Source organism: Desulfobaculum senezii (assembly GCF_054657395.1).
Window position 1 is genome coordinate 63682 of sequence record NZ_BAAHYU010000004.1, and the last position, 26757, is coordinate 90438.

General features: G+C 54.0%; 21 protein-coding genes and 1 CRISPR repeat array. Of the genes, 7 read left to right on the forward strand and 14 right to left on the reverse strand.

All coding sequences use genetic code 11. The annotated features are described in order from the left end of the window. Positions 1-22: 22 nt before the first annotated feature. The 4 genes from ACYQ2T_RS15195 to ACYQ2T_RS15210 form a co-directional block, all read right to left on the reverse strand. On the reverse strand, positions 23-1042 hold the full coding sequence (locus ACYQ2T_RS15195; protein ID WP_459901722.1) for a virulence RhuM family protein: 1020 nt from the start codon (positions 1040-1042) through the stop codon (positions 23-25). 60 nt (positions 1043-1102) lie between these two features. Then, positions 1103-1306, reverse strand: a complete 204-nt coding sequence (locus ACYQ2T_RS15200) for a KTSC domain-containing protein (RefSeq protein WP_459901724.1) — start codon at positions 1304-1306, stop codon at positions 1103-1105. Between the two features lie 50 nt (positions 1307-1356). Then, positions 1357-2871, reverse strand: a complete 1515-nt coding sequence (locus tag ACYQ2T_RS15205) for a type I restriction-modification system subunit M (RefSeq protein ID WP_459901726.1) — start codon at positions 2869-2871, stop codon at positions 1357-1359. Positions 2872-3040: 169 nt separating this feature from the next. After that, entirely contained in the window at positions 3041-3610 is a 570-nt protein-coding gene (locus ACYQ2T_RS15210) for a restriction endonuclease subunit S domain-containing protein (protein WP_459901728.1), read from the reverse strand. A gap of 355 nt (positions 3611-3965) precedes the next feature. Between ACYQ2T_RS15210 and zorA the strand changes: the two genes are divergently transcribed. The 7 genes from zorA to ACYQ2T_RS15245 all read left to right on the forward strand — a co-directional run bounded on the left by zorA (position 3966) and on the right by ACYQ2T_RS15245 (position 14353). Next, the gene (gene zorA / locus ACYQ2T_RS15215) at positions 3966-6350 is read left to right on the forward strand and encodes an anti-phage ZorAB system protein ZorA (protein WP_459901730.1); all 2385 of its coding nucleotides are present in this window, start codon (positions 3966-3968) and stop codon (positions 6348-6350) included. A gap of 12 nt (positions 6351-6362) precedes the next feature. Next, positions 6363-7109 (forward strand): OmpA/MotB family protein, encoded by a 747-nt coding sequence (locus ACYQ2T_RS15220; protein WP_459901732.1) that lies wholly within the window; start codon positions 6363-6365, stop codon positions 7107-7109. Continuing rightward, entirely contained in the window at positions 7109-8605 is a 1497-nt protein-coding gene (locus tag ACYQ2T_RS15225) for an EH signature domain-containing protein (protein ID WP_459901733.1), read from the forward strand. Before ACYQ2T_RS15220 ends, ACYQ2T_RS15225 begins: the two co-directional genes overlap by 1 nt. Further along, positions 8602-12087, forward strand: a complete 3486-nt coding sequence (locus tag ACYQ2T_RS15230) for an SNF2-related protein (protein WP_459901735.1) — start codon at positions 8602-8604, stop codon at positions 12085-12087. Before ACYQ2T_RS15225 ends, ACYQ2T_RS15230 begins: the two co-directional genes overlap by 4 nt. A 405-nt stretch (positions 12088-12492) precedes the next feature. Continuing rightward, positions 12493-12897 (forward strand): helix-turn-helix transcriptional regulator, encoded by a 405-nt coding sequence (locus ACYQ2T_RS15235; RefSeq protein ID WP_459901737.1) that lies wholly within the window; start codon positions 12493-12495, stop codon positions 12895-12897. A 3-nt stretch (positions 12898-12900) separates the two neighbouring features. After that, a complete protein-coding gene (locus ACYQ2T_RS15240; protein WP_459901738.1) occupies positions 12901-14145 on the forward strand; it encodes a type II toxin-antitoxin system HipA family toxin in 1245 nt (414 codons plus the stop codon). Between the two features lie 85 nt (positions 14146-14230). Then, positions 14231-14353 (forward strand): hypothetical protein, encoded by a 123-nt coding sequence (locus ACYQ2T_RS15245; RefSeq protein WP_459901739.1) that lies wholly within the window; start codon positions 14231-14233, stop codon positions 14351-14353. A gap of 184 nt (positions 14354-14537) precedes the next feature. Here ACYQ2T_RS15245 and ACYQ2T_RS15250 read toward each other — a convergent pair whose 3' ends face one another. From ACYQ2T_RS15250 to cmr1, 10 genes are all read right to left on the reverse strand, one after another. Beyond that, on the reverse strand, positions 14538-15059 hold the full coding sequence (locus tag ACYQ2T_RS15250) for a DUF6933 domain-containing protein (protein ID WP_459901741.1): 522 nt from the start codon (positions 15057-15059) through the stop codon (positions 14538-14540). A 613-nt stretch (positions 15060-15672) separates the two neighbouring features. Continuing rightward, positions 15673-18303, reverse strand: a complete 2631-nt coding sequence (gene cas1, locus ACYQ2T_RS15255; RefSeq protein ID WP_459901743.1) for a CRISPR-associated endonuclease Cas1 — start codon at positions 18301-18303, stop codon at positions 15673-15675. A gap of 149 nt (positions 18304-18452) precedes the next feature. Beyond that, on the reverse strand, positions 18453-18569 hold the full coding sequence (locus ACYQ2T_RS15260) for a CRISPR-associated endonuclease Cas2 (protein ID WP_459901744.1): 117 nt from the start codon (positions 18567-18569) through the stop codon (positions 18453-18455). A gap of 110 nt (positions 18570-18679) precedes the next feature. Beyond that, positions 18680-18987: a CRISPR direct-repeat array (repeat unit 36 nt; unit sequence GTCACAACCCATACCGGTACGGACATCTCATTTGAG). A gap of 400 nt (positions 18988-19387) precedes the next feature. Continuing rightward, positions 19388-19915, reverse strand: a complete 528-nt coding sequence (locus ACYQ2T_RS15265) for a hypothetical protein (RefSeq protein ID WP_459901745.1) — start codon at positions 19913-19915, stop codon at positions 19388-19390. After that, positions 19912-20739: a type III-B CRISPR module RAMP protein Cmr6 gene (gene cmr6, locus ACYQ2T_RS15270; RefSeq protein WP_459901747.1), complete on the reverse strand. Its 828-nt coding sequence runs from the start codon at positions 20737-20739 to the stop codon at positions 19912-19914. The genes ACYQ2T_RS15265 and cmr6 overlap by 4 nt, the downstream gene beginning before the upstream one ends. Continuing rightward, positions 20740-21162 carry a type III-B CRISPR module-associated protein Cmr5 gene (cmr5, locus tag ACYQ2T_RS15275; RefSeq protein ID WP_459901749.1) on the reverse strand — a complete coding sequence of 141 codons (423 nt, stop codon included), beginning with the start codon at positions 21160-21162 and terminating at the stop codon, positions 20740-20742. After that, the gene (gene cmr4 / locus ACYQ2T_RS15280) at positions 21162-22004 is read right to left on the reverse strand and encodes a type III-B CRISPR module RAMP protein Cmr4 (protein ID WP_459901750.1); all 843 of its coding nucleotides are present in this window, start codon (positions 22002-22004) and stop codon (positions 21162-21164) included. The genes cmr5 and cmr4 overlap by 1 nt, the downstream gene beginning before the upstream one ends. Beyond that, entirely contained in the window at positions 22005-23123 is a 1119-nt protein-coding gene (locus ACYQ2T_RS15285; protein ID WP_459901751.1) for a type III-B CRISPR module-associated Cmr3 family protein, read from the reverse strand. It abuts the gene before it with no gap. Beyond that, positions 23116-25113, reverse strand: coding sequence for a type III-B CRISPR-associated protein Cas10/Cmr2 (gene cas10, locus ACYQ2T_RS15290; RefSeq protein ID WP_459901752.1), 1998 nt, complete (start codon positions 25111-25113; stop codon positions 23116-23118). The genes ACYQ2T_RS15285 and cas10 overlap by 8 nt, the downstream gene beginning before the upstream one ends. Next, a complete protein-coding gene (cmr1, locus tag ACYQ2T_RS15295; protein WP_459901753.1) occupies positions 25106-26224 on the reverse strand; it encodes a type III-B CRISPR module RAMP protein Cmr1 in 1119 nt (372 codons plus the stop codon). Before cmr1 ends, cas10 begins: the two co-directional genes overlap by 8 nt. Positions 26225-26757: the final 533 nt, after the last annotated feature.

Consider the following 26757-nt stretch of genomic DNA (forward strand, 5'->3'; position numbering starts at 1 on the left):
TCATCGTTGTATATCCTGTTCGCTACTTTCCGGCGCGTTTCAGCGCCTTCACCTGTCGGTCAAAGTCCGACTCGATGTGTTGCGTGCGATTGAATTTTTCGTATTCGGCATACGCCTTGGCTTCGGCCTGCTTGCGCGAGATGGAGCCGTAGCCTTCGAGAACTCGGTATTCGTTGAATTCCAGAAAACGGTTCACGCTGTCGGCAAATGACTCCATGGTGAAGCTCGTACGGTTTTCAAGTATGTTTTCAATATAGTCGAAGAAGCCGGAGACAGTGCGCTCCAGCCGTTTGATTTCCTCTTCGCTCAGGTAATTCTTGCCAATCACGACATCGGACTTCAGCACGCGGTCGTTCGGGGCATTCTTGTAGGTGGTCAGCCCCATCTGTGGCTTGGTCGCGTCTGCTCGGTCATGAATGATTTCCGAAGCGGTTTGTCCGGTGATGGCAAAATGGAACTTGTCCTGCACGTGGGCGTAGAACTTGCGCGTGGTTCCGGACTGCGGATCGTAGTCGATACTGCACTCCGCGAAGATGTCCGTAATCTGCTGATAGATGCGGCGCTCGCTGGCTCTGATGGAGCGGACGCGTTCCAGCAGTTCGCGGAAGAAGTCCTTACCGAAGTGCTGCCCGTTTTTCAGGCGTTCATCATCCAGCACAAAGCCCTTGATGATGAACTCTCTCAGCCGCTGCGTCGCCCAGATGCGAAATTGCGTGGCGCGGGAAGAGTTCACGCGATAGCCCACGGAGATAATGGCATCGAGGTTGAAGTGCTTCACCTGATAGGTTTTCCCGTCAGCGGCAGTTATTTCCAAAATGGAAACAACTGAATCCTCAACAAGTTCGCCGCTTTCGAAGATGTTGCTCAGGTGCTTGGAGATGGCGGGAACGCCAACACCGAACAGCTCGGCGATCTTCTTTTGCGGCAGCCAGATGGTCTCGCCGTGAAAGAGGCACTCCACCTTCACCTTGCCACTGGGCGCGGTGTAGAGCAGCAATTCCGATTCCCGGACTGAAGGCGGCAGGCTTTGCTCGTTGCTCATGGTCTGGCCTCTCTGTTCCGGCGTGTGTTTACGTTCCGTGTATTCATAGGAAATAAAACGTTAGCAGTGGTAACGGTTTCTGATGTAGTTGCTGTAAAAACTTCCCTTCGATGAAGCATTAAGGAAGCTTTGGAAAACGGAAAGAGGAACGCCGCAAAAGGTGTACGCTCTTGGGGAAGAAGTGAAGACGATTTCAAGCTGCATCGTGCCTTCATCGTAGCCGATGCTGTTGATTGCCTGTGATGATACGTAATGGCGGGTCATGTCACTTCCTCCTTGTTGTGCGATGCGGTCTGGCGCCCTCTATTTCCTAGCTACGGCAGTTCGTAGCCCAGTTCCTTCAGGTAGCCTTCCATCTCCACTTCGAGCTTGGCGAGGTTTGCTTTCAGTTCCTTGCGCTCTTTCAAAACGGCCTCAAGGTCGATTTCCTCTTCTTCCTCGAAGGTGTCCACGTAGCGGGGGATGTTCAGGTTGAAATCGTTTTCGCGGATTTCCTCAAGAGTGGCGAGGTAGGCGTATTTGTCCACGCTTTCGCGTGCCTTGGCGGTATCCAGAACCTTCTTGATGCCTTCGTCACGAAGGAAGTTCTGGTTCTTGCCGTCCTGATACTCGCGCGAGGCGTCGATGAAGAGAACGTTGTTGTCCTTCTTGTTCTTGCGGAACACGAGGATGGCGGCGGGGATGCCCGTACCGTAGAAGAGCTTTTCCGGCAGGCCGATGACCATATCGAGCAGGTTTTCCTCGATGAGCTGCTTGCGGATTTTGCCCTCGGCGGATGCGCGGAACAGAACGCCATGCGGAACGACAACGCCCATGCGTCCGGTTCCCGGCTTCAAGGTCTCGATCATGTGCAGGATGAACGCATAGTCGCCCTTGGTCTTGGGCGGAATGCCGCGACGGAAACGCCCGAAGGGGTCGCTGTCAGCGGCTTCCTGTCCCCACTTGGCAAGGGAGAAGGGCGGATTGGCCACCACTATGTCAAAGTGCTTGAGCTGGTCGTCACCGTCCAGCAATTGCGGATTGCGTAGAGTGTCGCCCCATTCGATGCGGTGATTGTCCTCGTCGTGCAGGAACATGTTCATTTTGGCGAGCGCCCATGTGGAGCCGATGGCTTCCTGTCCGTACAGGGCATATTTCCGGTTGCCGAAGCGGTCCTTGATGAGCTTGGCGCATTTCATCAAAAGGGATGCGGAGCCGCATGCGGGGTCGCAGATTTCATCGCCTTCCTGCGGATTCACAAGCTCCGCGATGAGTTGGGAGACCTCGGGCGGGGTGTAGAATTCGCCAGCTTTCTTGCCGGAAGAAGCGGCAAAGTGCTTGATGAGGAATTCGTAGGCGTTGCCGATGATGTCCAAATTGCCGATGCGCGAGGGACGCAGGTTCAATTCCGGCTTGCTGAAGTCCTCCAGCATGTGGCGCAGGATGTCGTTCTTCTGCTTGTCGTCGCCGAGCTTGGTGGAGTTGAAGCTGATGTCCTGAAAGACGTCGTTCAGCTTGCCCATGTTGGCTTCTTCAATGGCGTGCAGAGCTTTGTCGATGCGCTCGCCGTTGCCTGCCTCGAAGCGGCGGTCATACAGGGCATAGAAACTGGCATCCTTCGGGAGTACAAAGCGCTCGTTCTTCATCATTTCTTCGATGAGTTCGGGCGCGTCGCCGTATTCGGCCTTGTAGGTGTCGTAATTGTCCTGCCATACGTCGCTGATGTATTTCAGGAAGAGCATGGTCAGCACATAATCTTTATAGGCACTGGCATCGACCACGCCCCGGAACGTATCGCAGGCGTTCCATACGGCGTCGTTGACTTCTTTTTGACTTATGCGGGGGGTCATTAAATTACCTCGTTACAGGGGTGTCCCAAAACGGCAATCTGCTGCGTTGCTTCAAAAGAATCAAATCCTCGCGTATTGCCTATACGCGTCGGCCTTGATTCTTCTTTGCGCCTTGCATCTCACCATTTTTGAACATCCTGTATTGGTTTAGAATAGCTTATTAAAGGGGTTACCGGTTAAGTATCGTTGATGCCACGGCGCGAAGCTCCTGCTCGCGGTTGGCAATGAGTTTCCTGTAGGTCTCGGCTTCCTGCCGCGCTGCGGCGGCAAGGCGGACAACAGCTTGCTGTGTGCTTTCGGGCGGAACAACAAACGGCAGGTCCGCCAACACAGCCTTGCGGATGCTTCGCTGTACGGAGCCTTCTGCCGAAGCTTCGAAGTAGCGCTGTGCGGGAAGCTGGTTCATCTGCCACGCCACAAACGCAGGCAGGACGCCAGCACCGGACGCGACTCTCAGAAGCAGAAAATGGGGAGAGATGACGGCGGGAAATGGGACGGAATCGAGAAACACGGCAATGTTCCTGCTGCCACGGACCAGAAACAGAATATCCTGCGGCTGGAGCCAGTTCGGCTCACGCCGCCCGGCGGCCTCGGTCCGGACCAGCGAATACCATGCAACGGCTCCGTCGTCCTCAATGTCCTTCATCTGGACAGCTCTGGCCGTGCCATCGGCAACTTCCTCAATGCTCCCCCGAAAGGGATGGGCGGGGAGTATGCTGACGACATCGGACAGCTTCATAATTTTGTCTCCATTGGGCATGATGAAGACAGTATCTGATTGCCTAAGAAGGTCAAGCGAAAACAAGATTCATCATTGCAAATGATGCAAACAACACATATGAGGCGGCAGGCCAAGCCGCAATCCAGAGGTAATCCTCCCAATATTTCAGACTGTTAACAATAATACTCTGTTTCCAGAAAGATCCCCCAATAGACAACAAGAGTCGCCCCCCTAGCTAGCTCTCTCTGACGACAAAGCGCTAACAAAACAATTTCTGCGGCTGCAATTTTTTTTTCTACTAGGTAAAAAGGACCTTCTTCCCTATACTCATACCTTTTTCGAGCAAATTATTTTCCAATAAGGAGAGAGAGGAATGTCTTCTCAGGTTTTGGATTGGGGATCCTTTTGGCCAGGGATTGGTCCTGTACTCAGTTTTGATTTCAGCACGACAGAGGGGGTTACGGCGTCGTTCATTGGAGTCATCATCCTTGTTTTTCTAGGATTTTTGATTCCTTCGGTACTGATGGGTGTCTGCTACTACCGACGCGTCAGATTCTACCTGACAGGACTGGATGACGTTACAGAGGACAACGTCATCAACAAACGTCAGAGCCTCATCGACAGAGAAGAAGAAGGTATCGCCAACTCTTCAAAATGCATGCGGGTTGTTTCCGGGTCCATTTGGAAAGAGTTTGACGAAACCCTCATTGAGTACGACGGCAAACTCTATAACAACATTGACGCCGAACATTTCTTCAACGGCACAACTCTCGCCCGCCGTATCGTCAACTCTCGCCTCTTTCCAACCGGAGCCGCCATCCTTACCGGTGTTGGCGTCCTTGGCACATTCCTCGGTCTCCAGCTTGGCTTGACCGGCCTGAACCTCGACGGCGACGTTGCCAAAATTCAGGGAGAAATCCGCCTGCTCGCTCAGAGCGCTTCCGTAGCATTCGTAACGTCCGTGTGGGGCGTTGGAAGCAGTATTGTCCTGAATTTCCTTGAAAAATGGTTCCACGGCATCATCATGAGGCACATAAACACGCTTCAAAGCCGTGTTGACGACATCTTCCCCCGCTTCCCCGTCATGGGCGTCTTTGCGGACATTCGCTCCAACGGTCGTGAATCATGCGAAACCCTTGGCAGCCTCGCGGAACAAATCGGCAATCGTATGCAAGAGTCCATGGACTCTTTCTCAAAAGAAATGGCTGGCTCCATTGCCGAAAATATGTCCAAAGCCGCCAGCGACATTTCTACAGCCATTGGCACTACGCTCAAAGACACTATCGAAGAATCACTTGTGCCCTCCATTGCAGAAATGGCTCAAGTGTCAAAAGAACTTGCCGACAAACAGGCCAAAGGGTCTGAAGAAGCCATGGCAAACTTGCTTGAACAATTCATGACAGAAATGGGACGCGAAGGAGAGGGACAGCGCAATGCCATGCACAAAGCCGCAGAAGAAATCCGCGACGCAATGGACGGACTTACCGGCTCCATGTCCGACTTCTTCATGTCATTAAAAGAGCAACAGGCCGCCCTCAGCAAAGAGCAAGACGAACGATCCAAAACTCTCGAAGACTCCGTCAAAAACCTCGTCGCCCATCAGGGCGATGCGTTGGAGCAGACCAACCAAAAAATCGCAGACATGCTCCAGACATTCGCAACAGCAATGGGACAGGAGCAGTCACGTCAGGCGGAATCGCTTTCCTCTGCGTCTGGTGACGTCCGCGAAGCGATTTCAGAGATGTCGGACGGAATGCGTACGTTCTTCGAAGCGCTTGAGGGCCGTCAGGAATCCATGATGGCAGAACAAGACGAACGGACCCGCGCGCTCGAATCTGTCGTTCAAAGCCTCCTCAATCAGCAAAATGAAACGCAAAACGAGGCAAACCAACAGGTTGCCCAGATGCTCCATGACTTCCTTGAAGGAATGGGAAGTGCTCAGGAAAAACAGGCGGGGTCACTTGGCGAAGCTTCCGAAACCGTGCAGGAAGCCCTGCTCGACATGGGCGGTCAGCTCACAACATTCCTCCAGACTCTCAACAGCTCACAGACGTCCTTAACCGAAGAACAGGACAGCAGGCATCAGGTTCTCACCAAGCAAATAAACGACATCATGGAGCAGCAGTCCGTTGCGCTTGAATACGTCGATAACACTATTGAGAACCACGTAAAAGCCACGAACAGCCTGCTCGAGCAGGGAGCGGCTCTCCAGAATCATATTGACGGAAGCCGTTCGGCCATGGACTCCACCGTCGCCCGCATGAACAAGACCAGCGACGCCTTCGCTACCGCGACATCAAACCTCAAGATGCTTGGCGCGGAGATCGGCCAATCGGTCAAGCACGCCTCCGAAAGCATTGCCCAAAGCACCTCTCTCGCAAACAGTCTGTTCAGCGAAAATGCCACGGTTGCCCGCAATATCGAAAAGACGCTCGCTTCTCTCCAAGATCTCAAAACCAGCGTTGAAAACACAATGCAGACACTCGACAACGCGACAACAAATACGCGGGAAGGATTTACTGAACTTGCTGAGCACTATGGGCATCTTCAGGAAACCATGGAAGCCCACGTCGAAGAACTCGACAAGCAGGTTACACGTCTGCTCAAGGACTACGGTGACTACGTATCTGGTCAGGTCAATGACCGCATGAGCCAATGGGACTCACAGACCCAAAATTTCTGTTTGAGCATGGAGCAGGCCGTTGAAGCCATTGGTGAAGTGGTTGAAAATATTGAGATGCGCACTCCTAGAGCGTAACGAGGCTTCTAAATGAGTTTCTACCCAACACCACGCCGCGCTTCTGCTCCACAAGAAGGCGACAACCCATACTGGATGTCCTTTTCAGATATCATGGCAGGCCTGCTTGTCATCTTCATCCTTGCTTGCGCCACCCTGCTCCTTCGCCTTGCGCAGATGGAAGACAAGGTCTCTCAAAATATCGAAGAGCTGAAGCAGGCCAGCAAAGCCCGCTCAGACATACTCACGGAAATCATACAGGAGCTCAAACAGCAGGGAATCAACGTCGAGATCTCGGACAACGACTCCGTTCTCCGCATCCCAGAACAGGCTTTCCACTTCAAAACTGGGCGATACTCCATTGAGCCGGAACACAAGAAGACCGCCGAAGAAATCGGAGAGGCGCTCTTTCAGGCAATCACCCGCGAAAATCGCTGGAAATATCTGGAGACAGTCTTCGTCGAAGGGCACACAGACAGCCGCAGTGCACGAAGTTACCGGATGGGCAATTGGGAACTGTCCGCGCTCAGGGCCATCTCGCTCTGGAAATTCTGGATTGAGAACACACCATACGGGCAGGCCCTCAAAGACCTGAGAAACAGACAAGGCAAACTGCTGTTTTCCGTCAGTGGATATTCGGCCACCCGCCGCATCGCCGAGGTCGAGGACTCTGCCGAAGCCATGCGCAAAAACCGCCGTATCGACATCAGGTTCACGACGAGGCAGCCTTCGCTGATGGAACTGCATAAGGTAAGCGCCCCCCTTTACGGAGATGAATAATGCACAAAATTCGCCTCCCACAACTAACGCTCGATCTTCCAAAAATCGCGACAGAAGAAAGCCGTGCATTCTTTGAAAGCCTAACGCGCGATCTGGAGCACTATTGCAAAAAGGCCGGAAAAAACTCCGGCGCGTACCGTGAAAGGCGGAACAAGCTTCTCCATGTTGGCCTCGCTGGCAACGACATCACTGCCCTCTTCGATGGACCGGCTTACATCCGCCCGCTTGTCGACCTGTGGACAAATGAGCCTACGTTCCTGAGGGCCACTCCGCCGAATACGCGAATTATCAATGCTCTCGAACAGGTCATCAAGAGAACACCCAACAAACGCGTTGGGCGTCTTGCCCTACGTGAAATCTTCCAGCTGTTCTTCCAGCACTTTGACCAAATGGGCGAAGGACTTGAGGCCTACTGCAAATTCGCAAAAGGCCAAATCAAGAGATTCCCCCCGGACCAGCTCATGTTTGGCATGGATAAACTTCTACTCAATGCAAACAGAATCATCAGCCCCGAAGGGCACAGATGGCTCGTTCGCGAAACAGGCAAGACGGGCAGGACTCTCCCTGCTTCGGCGGACCGACTCGGCATTCCGACCACCCAGTCGCGCTTTTATGATGCCAGCCAGAATATATACTACCTAGAACGCATCAAAGGGCTTACAGCCAATGAGGAAGATGACATCCTCTACGAGGTCCGTAACGCCAAGGTTCACAGGGCGCCATATCAAGATAACCTCATGATTGGACACCCCATCGTTGAGACGCTCATTGACAAACTTTCACGTGCAGGATTTGAACCTTCCGACCTTTGGCTCAAAACAATCCTCGCCATCGCAGGCGACCCGCGCGTCCCGTTCAGCCATCAAAACTTCCGCCAATGGTGGAGCAAATTCGGGAAACACCGTATTGCACTGATGCGCAGTTGGCTGTCAAAAATGGACATGGAACTCTTCCTCGACATCGTCAAAGAATTTTCCGAACGCAAAGGCGGTGAAGATATGCGGAGGATGTTTCCGAAACGCAAAAAATTCCTTGAAGGGCTTTTCAAAAACAAGCTCGTTCAGGACGCTCAACTCTTCCTCGGACTACAGCCAGAAGAATATCTCAAAAGCAGATTCACTAAAGATGAGCAGCCTCCCCACTTCATAAGACTTTCAGGAAGCAACTCCAATAAATTGACTGTCTTTTATTTCCGCATGGGGGATGTTCATCTCATTGAAGGCACCCATTCGTTTGCCCTCACTATCGCAGATAAACTCCCAGACGAATGCCCGGCCGGAAAATACGAAAAGACATATGCATACTCTCGCCCTCTCGGCATAGGCCTTCAGGAAAACTACGAGGACCAATTCGGAATAAGCGACAACTTCGCGCGCATTATCCACAACGGCAACTGGCCACGCAAAGCCTACAAACAGCTCAAACGCCTCGGCATCACAATCAATCCATCTGACATCATGGAACGCGAAGACTACGTCCGGATGATACGATCATGAAATTACAAAAATTCATAAGCTCCATCTTCTCCAAACCCAACGCAGAACAATACCATATTGAGCCTTCAGGTTATGGCATCCGCTTCCATTCGCTGAAGCACGAAGAGTGCACAAAAGGAAGCGCTCCCGATGCACTCCAATTTCAATACGTCACGCTTCAGATGCTCTGCGAACAAGGTGAAGCTGAACCTGTCACCAATGGATTCTTCCTTCCTGATGATGTCGCGACGCGCCTTGCGCCAGATGACAGAATGCTCCTTGGCCTTCCTGAACCATGGCCCGGTCGCTTTGAGCTTGAGATCCGTGGCCAAAGCTACTCTCCATCATTTCGTCTAGAACTCATCCTCGTCCGCCCTAATCAGCAACGGACAAAGCACTACCGTTTGGCAGGTCCACTCCTCATTCTTGGCGAAGACGAAGAGTATCTGCCTGACGAATCGCAGTACGCCGCACTGTTTTCCATTCAAAAGCATGGAGCACTATCCGAGGATAACAAGACCGAAGGTGCTAACCTTGCGGCGGTCTACGCGCTCCAGCAGGCAAAAGCTGGCGGGATCCATATTGACCTGAGACATTTCGACGATACCGCCATTCAGCAGCCAGACAAAGTCAGCATATCCATTGTGGAAGACCCAGACGGAAGCCTGCGCCTTATCCCCGACTTTGGGCTGGGTGACGCGCCTAATGACATTGAGGAGCGTCTTGGCCAACTGGAAGGAGCCGATAATACAGCCCTGAGAATTGGCAAACGAATTGTCCTACTGGATGAAAAGCGCATGGAAGGCGTTCAGGAGGTGCTATCAAACAGGCAAATTCCTGCCGCCGAAAAGCTTCAGTTCCTCAAAGAGCCCACAGCTTTCATCAACGCCAGTCTTGTTGACCTTGATGAAAATCCTTCTATCAGGGTGCATGGAGCAGAAGTCTTCCAAAAGGCGTATTTCGGTGAAAACGACGCGCAAACCATGACGTGGTTTGGAGACCCCGACAGCGAACCCGATGTTTTTACGCTTTCGGATGCGGGCAACTTCATAAAAGACCGAGAGGAATTCGCAGAGCTTACAAAGCAGGTTGAACTAGCGACGTCAAAAGGCGACACATCCGTTTCATTCAAAGATAAAACCATTCTCCTGCCTGCAAACAAGGAAGAGCTAAGCGACACTCTCGCTGTACTTGGCAAAACCATTTCTGACGTCGATGAGAAGGCCCCCCGCCCAGCTAAACCCGCCTCGCACAAAGAACCGAACGAGTCGCAGTCAGGGCCAAACATCACGGTCAAGATTGACCTCAACGATGAGGACGTCGCAGACGGCTTTCTCACTCTTACAGCAGGAAAACGTCAACTTTATTCTGGCCCGATTTGCGGTAACGGGTGCAAATACAAGCCGTTCAACTATCAGCGGGAAGGGATTTGCTGGCTACTTAGCCTCGCGTGTGAAGCCCTCGCCTTTCCAGAGCGGAATCGCTTCGCAGGCGCATTGCTTGCGGATGACATGGGCCTTGGCAAAACCTTCATGACCCTTGCAGCGCTTCAGGTCTACCAAGCTATCATTCGGGAGCAGAGCAAGCCAAAGCCCACGCTCGTCGTTGCCCCGGTTGTCCTTCTGGAAAACTGGTACCAAGAAGTTGAAAATGTCTTCGAGAACAGCCCGTTCGAGGATATCGTCATCCTGCAAGCCAATGCTGATTTGCCAAGGTACAAACAAAATGGTGCCGGACGCGAAACCACAGCTCATCAACCTCAAGATGGGGCAGAGACGGCAATTCGCTATTCGCTGAAAGTCGGTAAGGGATTTGGCAATCTTCGTCTGGACATGCCCGGACGTCTCGTCCTTACCAACTACGACACCCTTCGTGATTATCAATTCTCAATGAGCAGGGTTGACTGGGGGATGGTCATCTTTGACGAAGCTCAAGACATCAAGAATCCTAACGCCATGAAATCCCGCGCAGCAAAAGCGCTCAAAGCAGACTTCCGACTTGCGGTCACCGGCACCCCTGTCGAGAATAGCTTGCGGGACTTTTGGTCCATCTTCGACACCGTCAGCCCAGGCTTCCTTGGATCATACAAGGAGTTCAACAAGACCTACATTTCGCCAATCAACAGGGCGGCCACAACAGAAAAGGATGCCACCCGCGTGGCAGTTGGCAAGCAGCTTTACCAGCACGTTGGAGAGTTGATGCTCCGGCGAAACAAGGAAGGCTCACTGGACGGCCTGCCGCAAAAAATCATCCATGATGGCGGTGAGGATAAAAGCTACTGCGTCATGATGAACGGTATTCAGCAAGAACGCTATGACGCGGTCATTGCAAGCGTTTCCGCTGCCAAGGCTTCCGGCGATACCCAAAAAATCCAGCAGGCAATTCTGCCCGGCCTACGACGCCTGCGCGACGTATCGCTTCACCCGGACCTTCTCGATGGTGGAACGCCTGAGGCTTCATCATCCAACGCCCAGAAAGCGAAAAACTCACTTCTCAAATCCGAAAAGCTCAAACTCATGCTGAGCATTCTGGAAGAGATCAAAGCGCGGGATGAAAAGGTCATCATTTTTGCCATCAACAAAAAGCTCCAAAAAGCCTTGGCTATCAACCTCAAGGCCATATACGGCGTTGAAATTGAAGTCGTTAACGGCGAGACGAAATCCGTTGCGTCACGCTCAGGAAAAGGTGCGTCCACACGCAAACAGCTCATCGACGGATTCCAATCCAAACCCGGCTTTGGGATTATAATCATGTCCCCTCTTGCCGCAGGTGTTGGCCTCACCGTGGTTGGGGCAAACAACGTCATCCACCTGGAACGGCATTGGAACCCAGCCAAAGAGGCGCAGGCAACCGACAGAGTCTACCGCATCGGCGCGACAAAGGATGTTCACGTCTATATCCCGGTTCTCGCCCACCCGAGCCTTAAATCGTTCGACAGCAACCTCCAGCAACTCCTTGCGGCCAAAACCCAGCTCAAAGATGCCGTCATAAGCCCAACAGAAATCGCCCCTGAAGATTTCGACACGGAAGGCATGTTCGGCTCCCAAATTCCAACAGACGCCCCCATCACGGCAGACTGGCTGGACACCATAGACTGGGCGCTCTTCGAAGCTCTCACTGCAGAGCTCGCAGCCAAGGAATTCGGCGGTGCAAGCTACCTTACACCTGCCTCAGGAGACTTCGGGGCCGACGTCGTGACAATTTCAGAACGTGCCAACGTCCTCATCCAGTGCAAATGCACAAAAAATGCACTTGATGATGCAAAGATCGCTCTAGAACCGTACAACGCACGCCCTGAATATGAAGCGCGGCTCAACAAAAAATTCGACAAACTCATCCTGTGCACAAACACAGACTGCATCAGTAAAAAGGTTTACCAGAAGGCTGAGAGATACGGTGTTGAGATTTGGGGGAAAGAAAAGATCACGACTCTGCTTCGCGGAGAGAAGATGAGATATGCTGACGTCTCAGCACGGCTGACAGCTGAGGTGCTTCATATTTGAAGTAACGTTTTCGATTAGACTGCATGTAAGCCTTTCTGAGAAAAACGTTAATAAGAAAAGCCATATACGGTAGACCAACAACGCTCAAACACCACAGCACGACTCAAATCGCAACTACAAGCCCCGCATCACACCGGGGCTTTTACTGATCCTGCCACACAAAAGGCCCTCCACTTCGTGAACAGCTGACCATTACTAATCATCTAGAAAAATGACCAAAAATCGACACCCTAACCGCCAAAGCCCAACACGCCATCACCCTCCTCAAAGAACGCCGCACCGCCCTCATTTCCGCCGCAGTCACGGGCAAATCAACGTTCGGGACTGGGGCGCGATTTTACCGTACGGGAAGATGTGTTGACTTTCATACCAATGAACGTATCGTTCCCGTACGGGAGAATATTCATGACCGACGACAAAAAGACCTCAGCAGCCAACCAGCCTGATAAGGACGAGCTCAAGGCCATGCTCAACGACCGCCCCCAAACCGAGAGGGCGGGTGGTCTCGTTAAAGCAGGGCTGCTCTTTGGCGGGGCGCTCCTCTTTGCAAACGCCCGGAACAAACAGCACAACAGGTCGCGCCCCCTTTTTGCATCCGGCACGGTCGATAACGTCGCCTCCCTCGGAAAAGCCGCATGGCAGCGCCGCAAAGACCTCGGCCTGACGCAGGAAAAGCTTGCTCAAAAAAGCGGCGTCGGCGTGCGCTTTATTTCCGAGTTCGAAAACGGCAAATCCACCGCCGAAATCGCCAAAGTCTTCCAGCTTCTCGACGCCCTGAACTTGCAAATAACCATCGACACCAGAAGTTAACCCATGCAGGACTCACTGAACGTCTGGTTTGAAACAAAGCACGTCGGCACCATCGCACGGCGAGGCAAAGTCCATATGGTCTTTGCCTACGCCCCCGAGTGGCTCGGCTCCGGCTTTCCCCTGTCCCTCAGCTTGCCTCTTCAAGGCGCTCCGTTCAGCGAGGACATCACACGCGCCTTTTTCGACAACCTCCTCCCGGAAGAAAAGGCGCGCGAGTTCGCCGGAAAGAACCTGCGGGTCTCCCCAAAGAACCCTTATGGCCTGCTCCATGAACTTGGTGCGGAATGCGCTGGAGCGCTCTCTATTCTGCCCGAAGGCGAAACGCCTGACGCCCCGTCAACGCCCAAGCTCCAAAAGCTCGACCTCGCCACCTTTGGTGAAATCATCCGGCAAGTACCGACCCGGCCCCTCCTCGCCGGTGAAAAAGGGATGCGCCTTTCCCTTGCTGGCGCACAGGCCAAGCTCCCACTTGTCGTTGACGGCAAACACTTCTACCTATCGCTTAACGGCTCACCGAGTACCCATCTCATCAAGCCCGCCGTTCCCGACCTGCCGGAGTCCGTCGAGAACGAAGCATTCTGCATGTTTCTCGCACGTGTCGTGCACCTCAACCCAGCACGCTCGTTTATCACAGACACCCGCCCCCGCGCCTATGTTGTTGAACGGTATGACCGGGCCATTGAAGACGACCATGTACGGCGCATCCATCAGGAAGATTTTTGTCAGGCACTCGGCGTCCCTCCGGAGATCAAATACGAGAATGAAGGCGGCCCCGGCTTTGCCGACTGCTTCCACCTTATCGACCATTGCCGTGAGCCTCACCATGACAAAATCTTGCTCTTTCAGTGGGCTGTCTTCAACTTCATCATCGGCAATGCGGACGGCCACGCTAAAAACCTCTCCCTCCTCTACGACGCTCCGCCCAAGCCGCGCCTTGCCCCCTTTTACGACCTGATGTCCACCGCCGTGTACGAAGGGCTGACCACGCGCCTCTCCATGCGAATCGGCAAACAGAAAGACCCAGCTTATATCATGCGCAGGCACTGGGAGCGCCTCGGCGCGCTTGCGGGATGGAAGCCGGAAATCACTATACAGATTCTTCGTGATATGACGGACCAGACGGCATCCATGGCGGACTTCGCCGCTGACGTCTTCTGCGAGGAGTACGGCGAGTCCCCCACTGTTCGCCGCATTTGCACAGTGATTGCCAAGAGGGCCAACCACATCCTCAGTAGCATCAACGCCTGATTTTCGCCCCGTCCATATTGAGCTTCGCGTACTATTGTAGTATCGCGTGTGTCCGTTATTCCCAGTATTTCAGGAATCTCGACACATGCCCGCCCCGCGCGAAAAGCTGTTCCAGCAGGATATCATTGAGGCCCTGACCGCCAGCGGCTGGCAGGTTGGCTCGTCAAACCGATACGACGCCGAGCACACCCTCTCCCCCGACATGTAACCCAGAAGTGGTCCCGTTTGTTCGGACCACTTCTGATGCGCCGGCTCAACGAATCAATGTCGCGCCATTTCTCCATGCCGAATCACATCGATCGATTTCGAAAAAATCTTACTTTTCAGAATCACGATTTTGTAAGCGGGACCAAGGCTCCAAAGAAGCGCGCAGTAGCATCGTTTCGCCAGTGTTACAGGCTGGCGAGGAGTTCGGTCATGAGTTCGGAGGGGAAGAATGCTTTTTTGTAATTTTTGGAGTTACAGGGCATTTCGTTGAGTATTCGGGTCAGTGTCCAGAGTTCTTCATTGTTTTCTGGTAGCCGACCGAGGAGGTGGAGTTGGCCTTCGAGGCAGAAGGCCATATCGTTCATCGTGCCGAGGACGCTCCGGTTATGTGTTTTGCCCAATGTTACTGGCCCGAGGGCTAGGAGCGCCTTTGCGACGTCGTCTGGCGCAAAGCCCAAACGAGTGAGTTCAGCCTTGAAGTTCTCGCGAAAGAGGCGTTCGAAGTCCTGGAACTCCGTCTCATTCATTACGGGAAAGATAACGGCAAAGCGGGTGGCATCGTTGACCAGCAGCACGAACTTGCGGTCATAAAAGGAGTACAGATTGGCATGCCAGCCATGGAGGCCCGTTCCTAGGGGGGCCTCTTCCTGTGTCAGCCGCCCCTCAAGCTCTTTAGCGAGCTTTTGAGTACATCCGATATACGCCACAGATTCTCCCTTTGCCTTTCCTCTTAATTCCTCATGTCCTCCCCTCTAGAGAGCACGAGCTCTTCCACAACCTCCGGACATCCCGAACTTCATCACGCCTGCTCAAGGCCTGATGCTAAGGTATAGCCCGCACCGGTACGGACGTCTCTTTTGAGTTCTCCGGCTCCGCGTACCTCGGAGCGCATTCGGTCACAACCCATACCGGTACGGATGTCTCTTTTGAGTACTACGTCGATATGGCTACGTACGAGCAGAATGTCACAACCCATACCGGTACGGATGTCTCTTTTGAGAGTGCATTCGCTTACGAGGCCGCGTTGCCGAGGTCACAACCCATACCGGTACGGACGTCTCTTTTGAGACCAGTAAAAATTTACCCTAGAATTCAAGTCTGTTGCAAGCTGGTGTCTGTGGACGTCCTCATTTTGGTGGCTCTTTTGGACGTTTTCCACAGACGTCCAAAAATGTTCTAGGTCGTCTCTTTTTTTAGGCAATACTTCCAAGGGATTACAACTCTGCTTCTCCGCACTTTCCACAGGACCTCCACGCAAAACGCCCTGCCCCGACCCAGAAAAAGAGTCTCCCACAAGCAGCCCGTCAGGACTGCACTTTCTCAGATATTTTTACACGCGCCTTGGGCGTGCATCGGCGTGCCGCATGTGTAGACCTCAAGCCCTGCGCCGCCGACCCAGCGTTTCACCGCGCCGACTTGGGCCGCGAGCAGGTCGCCGAGGGTGTGGTCATCCAGTGCCATCTGGACGCGTCGCTCCCGCTCGAAGGCTTCCACAACCTTGGCGAATCCACGCCGCGTCAGGCGGTGGCGTCCCGCCTTGGAGCACTCAAAGTCGTCGCGTCGTATCTCCTGTTTATTCACCATTCGTAGGGCCAGACGGTCCATGCGGAAACGAAATGGCTCTTGCAAGTCGCATACGAGGGATTCGAAGTTGTCCTTGTGGCTGTGCAGAAATCCCAAATAGGGATTCAGCCCCTGAGCGCGCACCAGAAGGTTCAACCGTGCGAAAAGCTGCATATACAGGCAATCAAGCAGCGTGTTCCACCTGTCGGCCTTGGCTTTCGGCTCACGTTTACGGCTTGCAAACCCGCCCTCCGAACGCGCATCCGAAACAAGCGATTGAATGAGCGAAAAGCACAGGCGCGCCCCTTCACCCTCGTATCCCCGCAATTCTGCAACACCTTGCGCGTTCCGCACTCGCTGGAGCACGTCCGCAAGGGGAGCACAATGCTGCGCAGGAACAGCCCTCCCCCTCAGCCACTGCAAGGCATTGGCAAGCTTTGCTGTCACAAAATCCCGTGCAGCGTGCGCCAACTCCGCACCAGAAGCTCTTTCAAAGCGTAGCAAGTGCCGTCCGGCAACGTGGTAATGCCGCTTGGAATCCGGTTGAACAGTCCCAACATAATGCCCCGCAGCAGAGCAAAACGTTATGGGTATATTCTCCGACACGCACTTTTGCACCAACCGCGCGGACAGAGAGTTATTCCCCTGCATGACAATGTTTTCCACTCTGGCAAGAGGCACCCGCGCCAAGTCCGTCTCCCCCTTCCTCACGCAGAGTGCATCATGGTCCACGCCGACAAAGGCATAGCGGTTGGTCACGGTCACGGTGCGCCGAAGAGGCGCCTCCCCTTCCAGCTCATCGTCCAGCCCAAGGCCATATGTCCGCCCGAGAAACGAAAATCCTTGTGCACTGGTGACAACCTGCGCACGCTCCATGTTCAGACGCAGCCCAAGCCTCGCGAGGATGTCGCACAGCGCCGCCCGCGCTGATTCAGCCTCCGCGGCAGAACGCGCCAACACAATAAGCCGGTCCGCGTAACGGGCCAGCCGATAGCCCTGCGCCTCCATATGCTCATCAAGCGTATCGAGGTACAGGTTCGCCAAAAGCGGAGTAAGCGCATTTCCCTGCGCAAGCCCGGCCGATGCACTCTCCACACGCCCCTGCCGGGCAACAGGGCACTCAACACAGGCCCGAACAGCCGCCAATGTCTGCCTGTCCGAATCGGGCAGTGCGGCCGCCAGCATCCGAAAAAGGTGCTCATGCGGAATCTCGTCCCAAAAGGACTGAATGTCCGCCTCCAACGCATGCGAGTAGCCCTCACGAACGGCCTGCATCACCATACGCCGTCCCGTCTCGCGCGAGCGCCCCTTGCGGTGCCCGACGCTCGCGTCCTCGAACATTTTTTCGAGCACCGGGGCAAGCAGCGTGTGGAGCAGATGCTGTACGGCGACATCCTTGGCATCAAAGCTCCAGAGCCAGCGCACGGCCCCGGACGTTGTCGGCACCTCTGTGATCGTGGCGGGAACAGGCTCATAGCACCCGTCCCAAATATCTTCGCAGACCTGAGCCACGGCGCTACGCACGCTTCCGAAATCATGCTCCAGCTCGTTGGCGCGGTCCGACTCGCGCTGCATACGGTCGGCGACCTGTTCCTGAAAGCGCTGCTCAGTCAACACGGTGTCGAAGTAAGGCTGCCCCTGCGCAACGCGATAACAGCCCATCCCAGCCGCAAGCCGCCGCCCTATATGTAGCCGTTCCCCGGCCAGCACCAACGGCAAAACGGCTTCGATGTCTCCTTTGATGTACAGGGGGCCAACCATGCCGTGAACATATTGCACGCCACGCCCAGACCGCGAGGGGTGTTTGTGCTGCTCGTAATTCCAATAATACGGCAAAAGCTCCAGACCACTGGACAGAGCCACTTGATCAACCGAAACCGCGCCGTAAAACCGTTCAATCCTCCGACACAGTGCGCCGACAAATTCCCTGGGGGACAACAGCCACCGACGCTTTGCATTTTTAGGCTTAAAGGGGAACGGAGTCAGGAAATCAAGGCAAACCTCCTTCGGCGTCCCCGCCCAGTGCCGAAATGCCTCCACGCGGTCCGTCAGGGCCTCTGCCCACATTGTGGGAGCCCCCTGAATCCGAAAGTTGTTCCGAGGGTCAGCCAAGTGCGCCTGAAGGGCCGCCGTAAAGGCCCCAACCTCCGCCTCGCTTGCGCGGGGGAAAATGACTTCCAAATGATAAAGCCCTCCCCTTGCCATACGCGAAGGGAGGGCCTGACCCACGGGGTGGAAAAAGTACGGCGTATCAATTCCGCCGCGCCGTGCGGCGTGCTTGCATACCGCATCAAGGATAGACAAAGGATGTTGGCGGGCAAACACATTTCGCGTGTTGACCAGCGTCACGTCCAGCACGCGCCACATCACATCGGGCAGAGCGTTCATATCACCACAGAATACGAATCAATTAGTTGCGGCGGCACCTCTCCGAGGTCGTCCCCGTACTCGCGAGGGGCGAGGCGATACACACTCACACCCCGTCGCCAACTCCAACGCCTCCAGCCGCGCGCACAGCCGCTGCTTGCCGGAAACGCTCAACACACACTCCCCTGCACCCGTTCCCCAAAGCCTTCAAACACCTTGGACACCCGGTGCCGCTCCTTATCGTCGGAAACACCGTAGGCAACGACATAAGCGCTGATGTTCGGCATAGGGCGTCACCTTTGGCGTCGGGAAGTTACGTTGCAGGTTGAAGAGAGACGGGCCGACACCGGGGGCTCGTTTGAGCCATGGAAGCCGCTGTGAAGTGTCGCTCTAAGCAATCAGGACCCGAATCGGTACGGACATCTCGTTTGAGTCATGCCCGAGATGGACAACATGATCATCAAGTCACAACCCATACCGGTACGGACATCTCGTTTGAGTACCATGCAAGTAGTGTTCAATCACACTGCTCAGTCACAACCCATACCGGTACGGACATCTCATTTGAGATTATAGAGCTGGTGTTAACTACTTAGTGTTAAGTCACAACCCATACCGGTACGGACATCTCATTTGAGTAGCGCGGCGCGTCAACAAACGCGGCAGGGGGTCACAACCCATACCGGTACGGACATCTCATTTGAGATTGTCCTATAATTACCCTATAATTCAGGGCAGTTGCAAGAGCATTTTTCTGGACGTCTTCATTTTCACTCCCTCCCGCACAGTTTTTCACAGACGTCCACAAATGGCCTAGGTCTGTGGAAAACAGAACCCAGTCAAATCAAGACCTTCGCAAAACTCAAAACGGACTTTTCCACAACCGCAAAGCTCACCAAACGAGTTTTCGACCCAGACGAACACAACGCCCAGAACGCCCCTGCACAAAAGGTTTTTCGCCGAAAAAAGTGGGGCAGGAGACCGGGGAGCCCCGACGCCCCGCACCCCATCATCATGTCCGGCTCGGCCCTTCCGGGGTAAGGTAAACCTCGGGCTTGATTTTGACGCCAACCGTGCTGCCTCCCTCGGCCGAATCGAACTCTACCTACGATGTCACTGTCTTCCTCGCCGAATGATGCTCAGAATTCTGAGGCCGCAAGGACATCGTTACCGTATATATCTTCCGCCGATTCTGCATCTCCACTTCGTCGACAACAGCATAATCAACCTGCAACGGAAGATTCGTATCGTTATTCCGAGACTTTCCATACTGCTGAGCAAGCGAACGGATATCAGCCTCGCATACCACAGGGATAGGGTTTCCATTCGTCCCAAGATGCTTTATCTCTGCGCCGCGCCGTCTGAAATGGACGTTCATATACTTTGGAAAGGAATCAATCCATTGCCCCCGAACATTGACATATGCGAATGCCATATTCGTTAAAATAACAAAAAATGATAAATAGAAAGAAATGGAATCTATAGACTCCAAAAAGCCTACGTCACGAGACAAAAGTGCGTATTCCATCCTCATCACCGCAGCAAAGACCACTGCAACAACGACACCTATCGCAGTCAAATATCTCTTCCAAATAAATTCAGAAAAACTTTCCCCCTTCTTCAACGCACTCACTTTCCCCCCTCTTCTACTCTCTCCAACGCAAACCGCCCAAACCCAGACGATGTCTTTGCGCCTATACCATACTGCTCAAGACTGTCTTGCAGTTCATCACAAAGCGCTTTCTCCACAACATCATCCTGTCGTGGCAACAACAGGTCAATGCGAAAAGCCTGCCCCGACTCAACCGTCAGGAATTGGATAGGCACAGGGTCGTACCAGTCTGCTGGCGGATTCTCGCCCCTCTCCAACTCCTCGTCACTCGCCCCATAATATGCCCCATAATGCGGCGTCATCACGTCCATGGCGAGCTGAACGCTTTTCCCGGTGGGAATCACATCCATGAACACAATCTCACCCATCTGGCCCGCAGTGCCAAAGAGGGCATCAAGACGCGCCTTACCTTCCTCAGTGTCTCCCCACCCGCACCAATCCGCCAACCATGCCCGAAGCATCCCCTTGAGCGAACTCCCCGGAATGTAGGGCACGCCATACGGCCGCATCCACGAAAACCCATTTTCCTTCGGATGCGGCAGCCCCATACCCGTTACAAAGCGCGAGGTGGTCGTTGCCGTAAAAGACAACGCCTGACACCCTGCCCGCTTCCGCCACCGCGCCACAAGCGCTTTCCGACGCTCCTCAAGGCCGCCGGGGACGGGGACTGAGGGGTGCAAGAAATCCGCCTCAACTCCCCCATCCCAATACCCTTTGGCATTCGCCACAAACGCGAACAACGTATCGTGAAGGAGCGAATTAAACGCAAAGTGCGACTTTCTGCCAAGATACGTCTCAAGCTGTGAGTAAAACACCTTTTCTATGCTTAACGCGTCATTTGCCATTTACTCACCCCCATCCCCATCTTTCGGATTGGGGAGCATTGCGACCGCGTACTTTGAAAGCCACTCCAAGAGCGCAACGACTTCAACTCGCATAAGGTTGTATGTTTTTCGCGGAGATGCATTTACTCTGAGGAAAAACTGCTGAGCACTGCGCGCCTCATCAATCTCCACAAGCGCACACCTGCCAATCCACTGAATCACATGGCTCAGGAGCAAGCGGGCACCATCATCTCCATTGTTCCGCTCACCTCTGGCGTAGAGTGTTGCCAGCGATTGCCCGAGGCCGCTCATGATGACCGAAGGCCCCAAGCTACGTACAGCCGTACGGTATTTTGTCTTGACGGCATCCGACTGATTGTCATTGATATCCTTCACACAGCCAAGCGCATACGCCGCACGCTTCTGCTCATACAACTGTTCCATTACTCGCCACCCGCGCACTTCATATTAAACCACCCCTGTCCGACAGTCGCGTTTCCGCCAACCTGCACATAGGGATTCACCTCAAACTGAGAAACAAAATCGTTCACGTTTCCATTGCGAGCAGTGACGCCACAATACATAACCGTGTCGGCGGGGAGATGCTCTTCGTACCAAAGGTTCTTGCTCTTTTTTGTCCCCTCTTCCAAAACGTTACGGGCGACAATTGGCACTCCAAATCGTACAAAATGAGCAAAATCGTCATCGCTCAGGACAACAAAACGCTCCTGCAACTGGCTCCGGACGGATTCCACAGGTATCACCATATCGAAAGACGAAAAAAGCGGATCAGCCTCAGGATCAAGCTTCTTCGATTGCAAGGCGTTAAAGAGCTGGTCTTCGATAAGCACTTTCCCCTCATCCGCCTTGAATGAGGTCACGGCCTGGCCATCTTTCACACTTGGGACATCGAATTCGACCGCCTTACCAAACCGCTGCATATCCCGTTTAAACCGTTCAAGCACCGTACGACACGTAATCCACACAAAAGCCCCCGTCAGGCACCGAACCGGATACAACAAAATGCGGGCGTCGGAAAAACACAGACGGCCGGCACTCTCGGCCTTTTCGTCGCCAAACACGTCCTTTTCATTCACAGCGCTTTCACCCGAAGCGACGCCCTCACGCACATACTGCCGAAACGCCCCCTTCAGCCCCGATCCATAAATCACAGGAAAGTCCGTGGCCGCTTCGCGGGCAATTGGCAGGTCAACAACGCCTTCGCTCCGGCCAACACCAAAATGGATGGCGGTCTCTGCCACCATACCTATCACGCAATTTTTCATCTATTTCCCCTCCACGTTCCACTGTCCCACGACAGCAACGCCAAATCCAAATTCAGTCTCATCACCAATATGCACAACATCTCCGGCACACAGCTTCGCTGTCTCGCTTTCACAGTACAGCACCGCCCCGCCAAGCATCAGGGGAGAACGCATCTGCTTACGAAAGCTCACCGCACCGTCCTCATCTTTCACATTCGTCCATCCACCAACGTGAAGGACTGCGCTTGTGACGGCGCATTGGAGCCAAGACGTTATCCCGCCCACCCTGATGGCAGAGTGAGGGACAAGCGACATTTCGCCCATTTTCAACGGGGTGAGCAGATACAAAGCAAACTGCGCGAGAGGGGCGCCCTTCGCGGTGAAATGCGACGGGATGTTTTCGCCAACCAATTCCTCAATGGACGCCAAACGCCCTTCTCCGCCAAAAGGCTGGGGCCGAGAAGGCGCCGCATACGCCCCTTTCAATCCGCCAACACCGCACACAAGCGACACGTCATCACGAAGACGCACATGCTCCGTGGTATAGAGAGCATTCTCTTCCGTGGTCAGCGTCTCAGCCTTGCGCTTAATGCCAATTCGAGACTCGTATGCCCACAGTTCTGACGCAGGAAGGAGCTCTCCCTCGTCAGGGAGCGTCCCCTCAAGCATCTTGGCCAGTCCATCACGCGAAACATACACATCATCGCGCACCTTCAAGCCTGAAGCATACGGATGCACTTCCGGAACACGGATAGGCTCGGGCGACAGGTCGGTCATATGGACCGCTTCAGAAGGCGATGCCATGGCGCGCGGCTGTCTGCCCTCGAAATACAGATTCTGCGGCACAGGGAAGTAGAGCGTCTCCTCCTTGCAAAGATGCGGCCCAGCAAACCGGAGCGGCCCGGTCTTGTTGTAATCACCAAGGTCATCATTCAACTGCTTGCTCCAGCGCGAACGGCCTTTCCACCCGCCCGAGCGCGCAAACGCCGCACGAAGGCAACCGGTCACGGTGGAGGCAAACGGCGGGAACAGACTTTTGAAGCTGCCAAGTGCACTTTCATTACTGTGCATCGGCCGGCCATCGCGGAAGAACCACGAATCAACCGGCTTCATTGAGAAAAAGCGTCGTGAATCAGTCATGAATCAACCCTCCGTGCTGCTGCAGAAACCGCGCGAGAAGTAAACCGGACGGCTGGTAACTTTTGGGCTGCGCAGAGAGCTTCTTGCCCCCGTCGTCAGCCGCATTCTGCTGAGAAGGCGAATCTGCCGGCGGCGTATCGCTTGACTCATCCCACTCAATCGCCCTGAGGAAGATTTCAGATGCCGCCTCAACCTCTTCCTTCGACAAGGTATCGCCACGCCGATCCACAGAACGCTCGTATTCGCTCTTGATGATTTCTTGTATGCCCACGTCTTCGGGCAGCCGAACCTGTTCATTCTTCAGCTTAGGATTGCGGACCAGCTTCTGGAAAATTCCAAGCATACGGTGCGTAAAGCTGCGCGAAAGATGCTCATCCTCAAGAGCCTTCTTGGCCTCAAGAACAGCATCAACCTGCCCCCACTTTCCGCGCCAGCACACGTTATCGCTCCCGCTTTTAAGAACCGTCACTGCACACGCATCACGCCCCGCTTCCTCCTTGGCAATGTCGTCAAGCGTATGGTGCGCCTCGGCAATGACGTCCATAAGCGGCACATTGAACCGCGCAAACACAATCCCTGCAGAAATGGTAGCGTCGGAGGACTCAGAACAAAGCGACTCACGATAAAGACTTCTCAACTGGCGCGCCGCGTCCACAGCCGTGGACACAGGCAAAAGCGCAAGGACATCATCACCACCAGTGTAGATGGCATGACCGTGGCGCTCACCAACGACAGACGAGACGCCACCGCAGAATTTTGCGAGTTGCTGAGAGATGTTGCGGGCTTCGTCAGCGTTTTTGCTATGGAACAGGTTTCCAAGATGGTCGCCGTCCATAAGCAGAACAGCGTAGAAAGGAGACGGGTGGCCGCCAGCTTTGTCGCACAGGGCGCGGAGCTGCTTGGCGAGCCCATTGGCAAGCGCATCGCCCTTTTCTCCACCGTTCCGCATTGAAAAGGCGTTGCGGGTCCACGAATTCAACAATGCGGATTCGAAGTAGTATTCGCCGCCGAGGTTTTCAAACGTCGCGTCCCCTTCCTGCTCGCAGACACCACAAAAAGCACCACGAAGCGTCGCGCCGGGGACCTCCTTCGCGGCCCTGAAAACCAGCTTGGGATAGTTTTCGAGCTCACCACCCAGATCCACGCCTTTGAGCTTCTCCGTGAACTCAAAAGCCGCCAAATGCGCTGTGGACGGCCAATGCTTCACATTCAGCGTGTACCCCAGTAGCCGCTCATCATCCTTCGCCAGCATAGGGAAAAGGCGCTTCACCAAGGCCACGGCGCAAAGCCGGTCAAACTCCGGCAAGTCGAAGGGGGAAATGCCTTTCTTCCCGCCGTAAGCGGCCTGCGTCCGGGCACACTCCCAGAATCTTTTCTGGGCCTTAAACGCGACTTTCCCGTCCTGGGCGCGGTCATAGGTCGAGAGCTCCTGATAGCTCCCCATAACCGAACACGGGTCGCCGCACTCGTCGCTCGCGGAAGGCACTCGCCACGCCTTGCGCTGGTGAAGAATCGAAGAGCTGGGAGTATCCGATACTGCCCAATGAATCTCGCCAAACTCGTCAATCTGACGATCCCAAAGATCCTTGATCTTAGCGGAATGAGAATCCGCCACAACAGCAGGCTCAATGTACTCATAGACGCAGCCGGCAAGGTGTTTCCATGCGCCGCGCACAGCCTGAGCCGCCAGCTCCGCCACCTCGCGGACGCGATTGCCCTCCACATCACCGAGGTTAACCGTAAAATGGTTCGGCAACTGCCCAAAACGAGGCCGGGGGCCATCGTATGCAGTATCAACAAAGGCCTTCAACGCATCATCATCAACGTAAGGGCCAACGATTTGACCGCCCTCACATTGCGCCGTACGCATTGCATGAGCAATCAACCACGACAAAACATACGACCCCGCCCACAAATCACGCGTCCGACGAGACTGCGCCACGAACCTCTGCACCGGGCCAATTGAGAAGTGAAAATACTTCTTAGCCATGAGTAGCCTCCGATGCGGAGTAAAGGACTTCGCGATTGGGGAAGGTTTCGATGAAGCTTTGGAGGACGCTCCAAGCTTTGGCTTTGCCCCCGCCATCATCAGCTAAGAGCCAAGCAGCAGGAAACACCGTGGCCAGCACGCGATATCGCCCGCCACGTTTATAGACATGATAGTGTATCGGCGCGGCACGACGTGCGTCAGAGAGATCAGCTCTGGGCAGGCCAAAGAGAGCCGTATCTTCTTTACGCCTGGCCTCTACATTATATAAAAAATGCTTCAACGCATTCCCAACACTGTTGATGGCCTCTGCTGGCTCGTTCTCATCTATGCCAAGGTCGACGACCTGACACGGGCATCCATCTAAAGAAAACCCCGAGAAGGCAGAATATGAAGGCGTTGCATCATGCGCACACCCCCTCAGCAGTTCGCCAACACGATCACAAGTCTCTTTTTCAATATTCTGGTGGTCATTGGCTTCGCCATATGAAATTGACTCAATATTTAGACTACCGAACCCATTGCGACTTTTTGCGCCAAGTCCTCCAAATGTCCCAAGAGCAACAAGAGCTTTAACAAGATCTTGACGCAACTCTGCATGTTCTTTCCGCATCAAGCATTCTATTTCAAAAACAGAAGGGCTCTGATAGACACCATGTACAACATTCCCGTTTTGCTCCAAGGCTCCATACGACAGGAAGACAAGGCCATCTCTTTTCTTATTACCATTGAATGCAAAGGGGGCCTTGGTATTCAACCTTTTGGGCGTTCCCAACTTCGGCTCACCAACGAGCCGCATTAACATCCCCTGCCTACATGTGCTGCCGAACAACTGCGACTCTTCGTCACGAAGTGCCTTCAAATTCCCACGAAGGCGACTCCATGCCAATGCCCGCCACCAAAACCGCAGCGCACCACGTATAGAACTCACGCGCAACTCCGGCTGTGACTGATCAGCACCAGACAGAAACATCGGAGTGACAACGCTATATGTGGCGCGCACCGTGACGCCTTTACTCATATACCCCCCATCATTGAACTTTTTAACGGCACTCATAACGCCAATCAGTCCACGCGTAAAGGCATGGCGATACTTGTTCTCTTTGCACTTCACCACCCAACCCCAACGTCCAAAGACCTGCCGGACTTCAACGGCTCATACCTTTGCGGCAGGGTTGCGACACAACACACAGAACGATGGGTAAGGACTATAAAACGCAGTCAAAATGAAGTAGAAACGCACGGAAGGTTTGTGTTTTTGCGGAAAGGCGAGTATTTTTACAGTATGAGTGAACGAAAACCCCATACCGTTGCTAAGAAAAGGCCCCCTCAATCACACCAAGAAGTTCTGACCCGGCGACTACGAAATGCAATCGCTTCGCTAGAGATTTAGGGCTTGCCGCTGACGGACGAAGAAATCGCCGTATTTGAGGAGTGCATTCGCGACGAGTGCTCCCCCCACCAGATTGTGCACAGACTGAGAGAGCGTTTTCCAAACTATGACAAAGCGCCACGTGCGTAATGGCACCTCCGCTCACATCGAGGCATCGACGCTGAAAGAGCCAACCACACAACACAAAAGGCGCTCGATATAATCGAGCGCCTTTCTGCTGTCAGCCGGATGCTTGATGATCTACAGGATGGAAA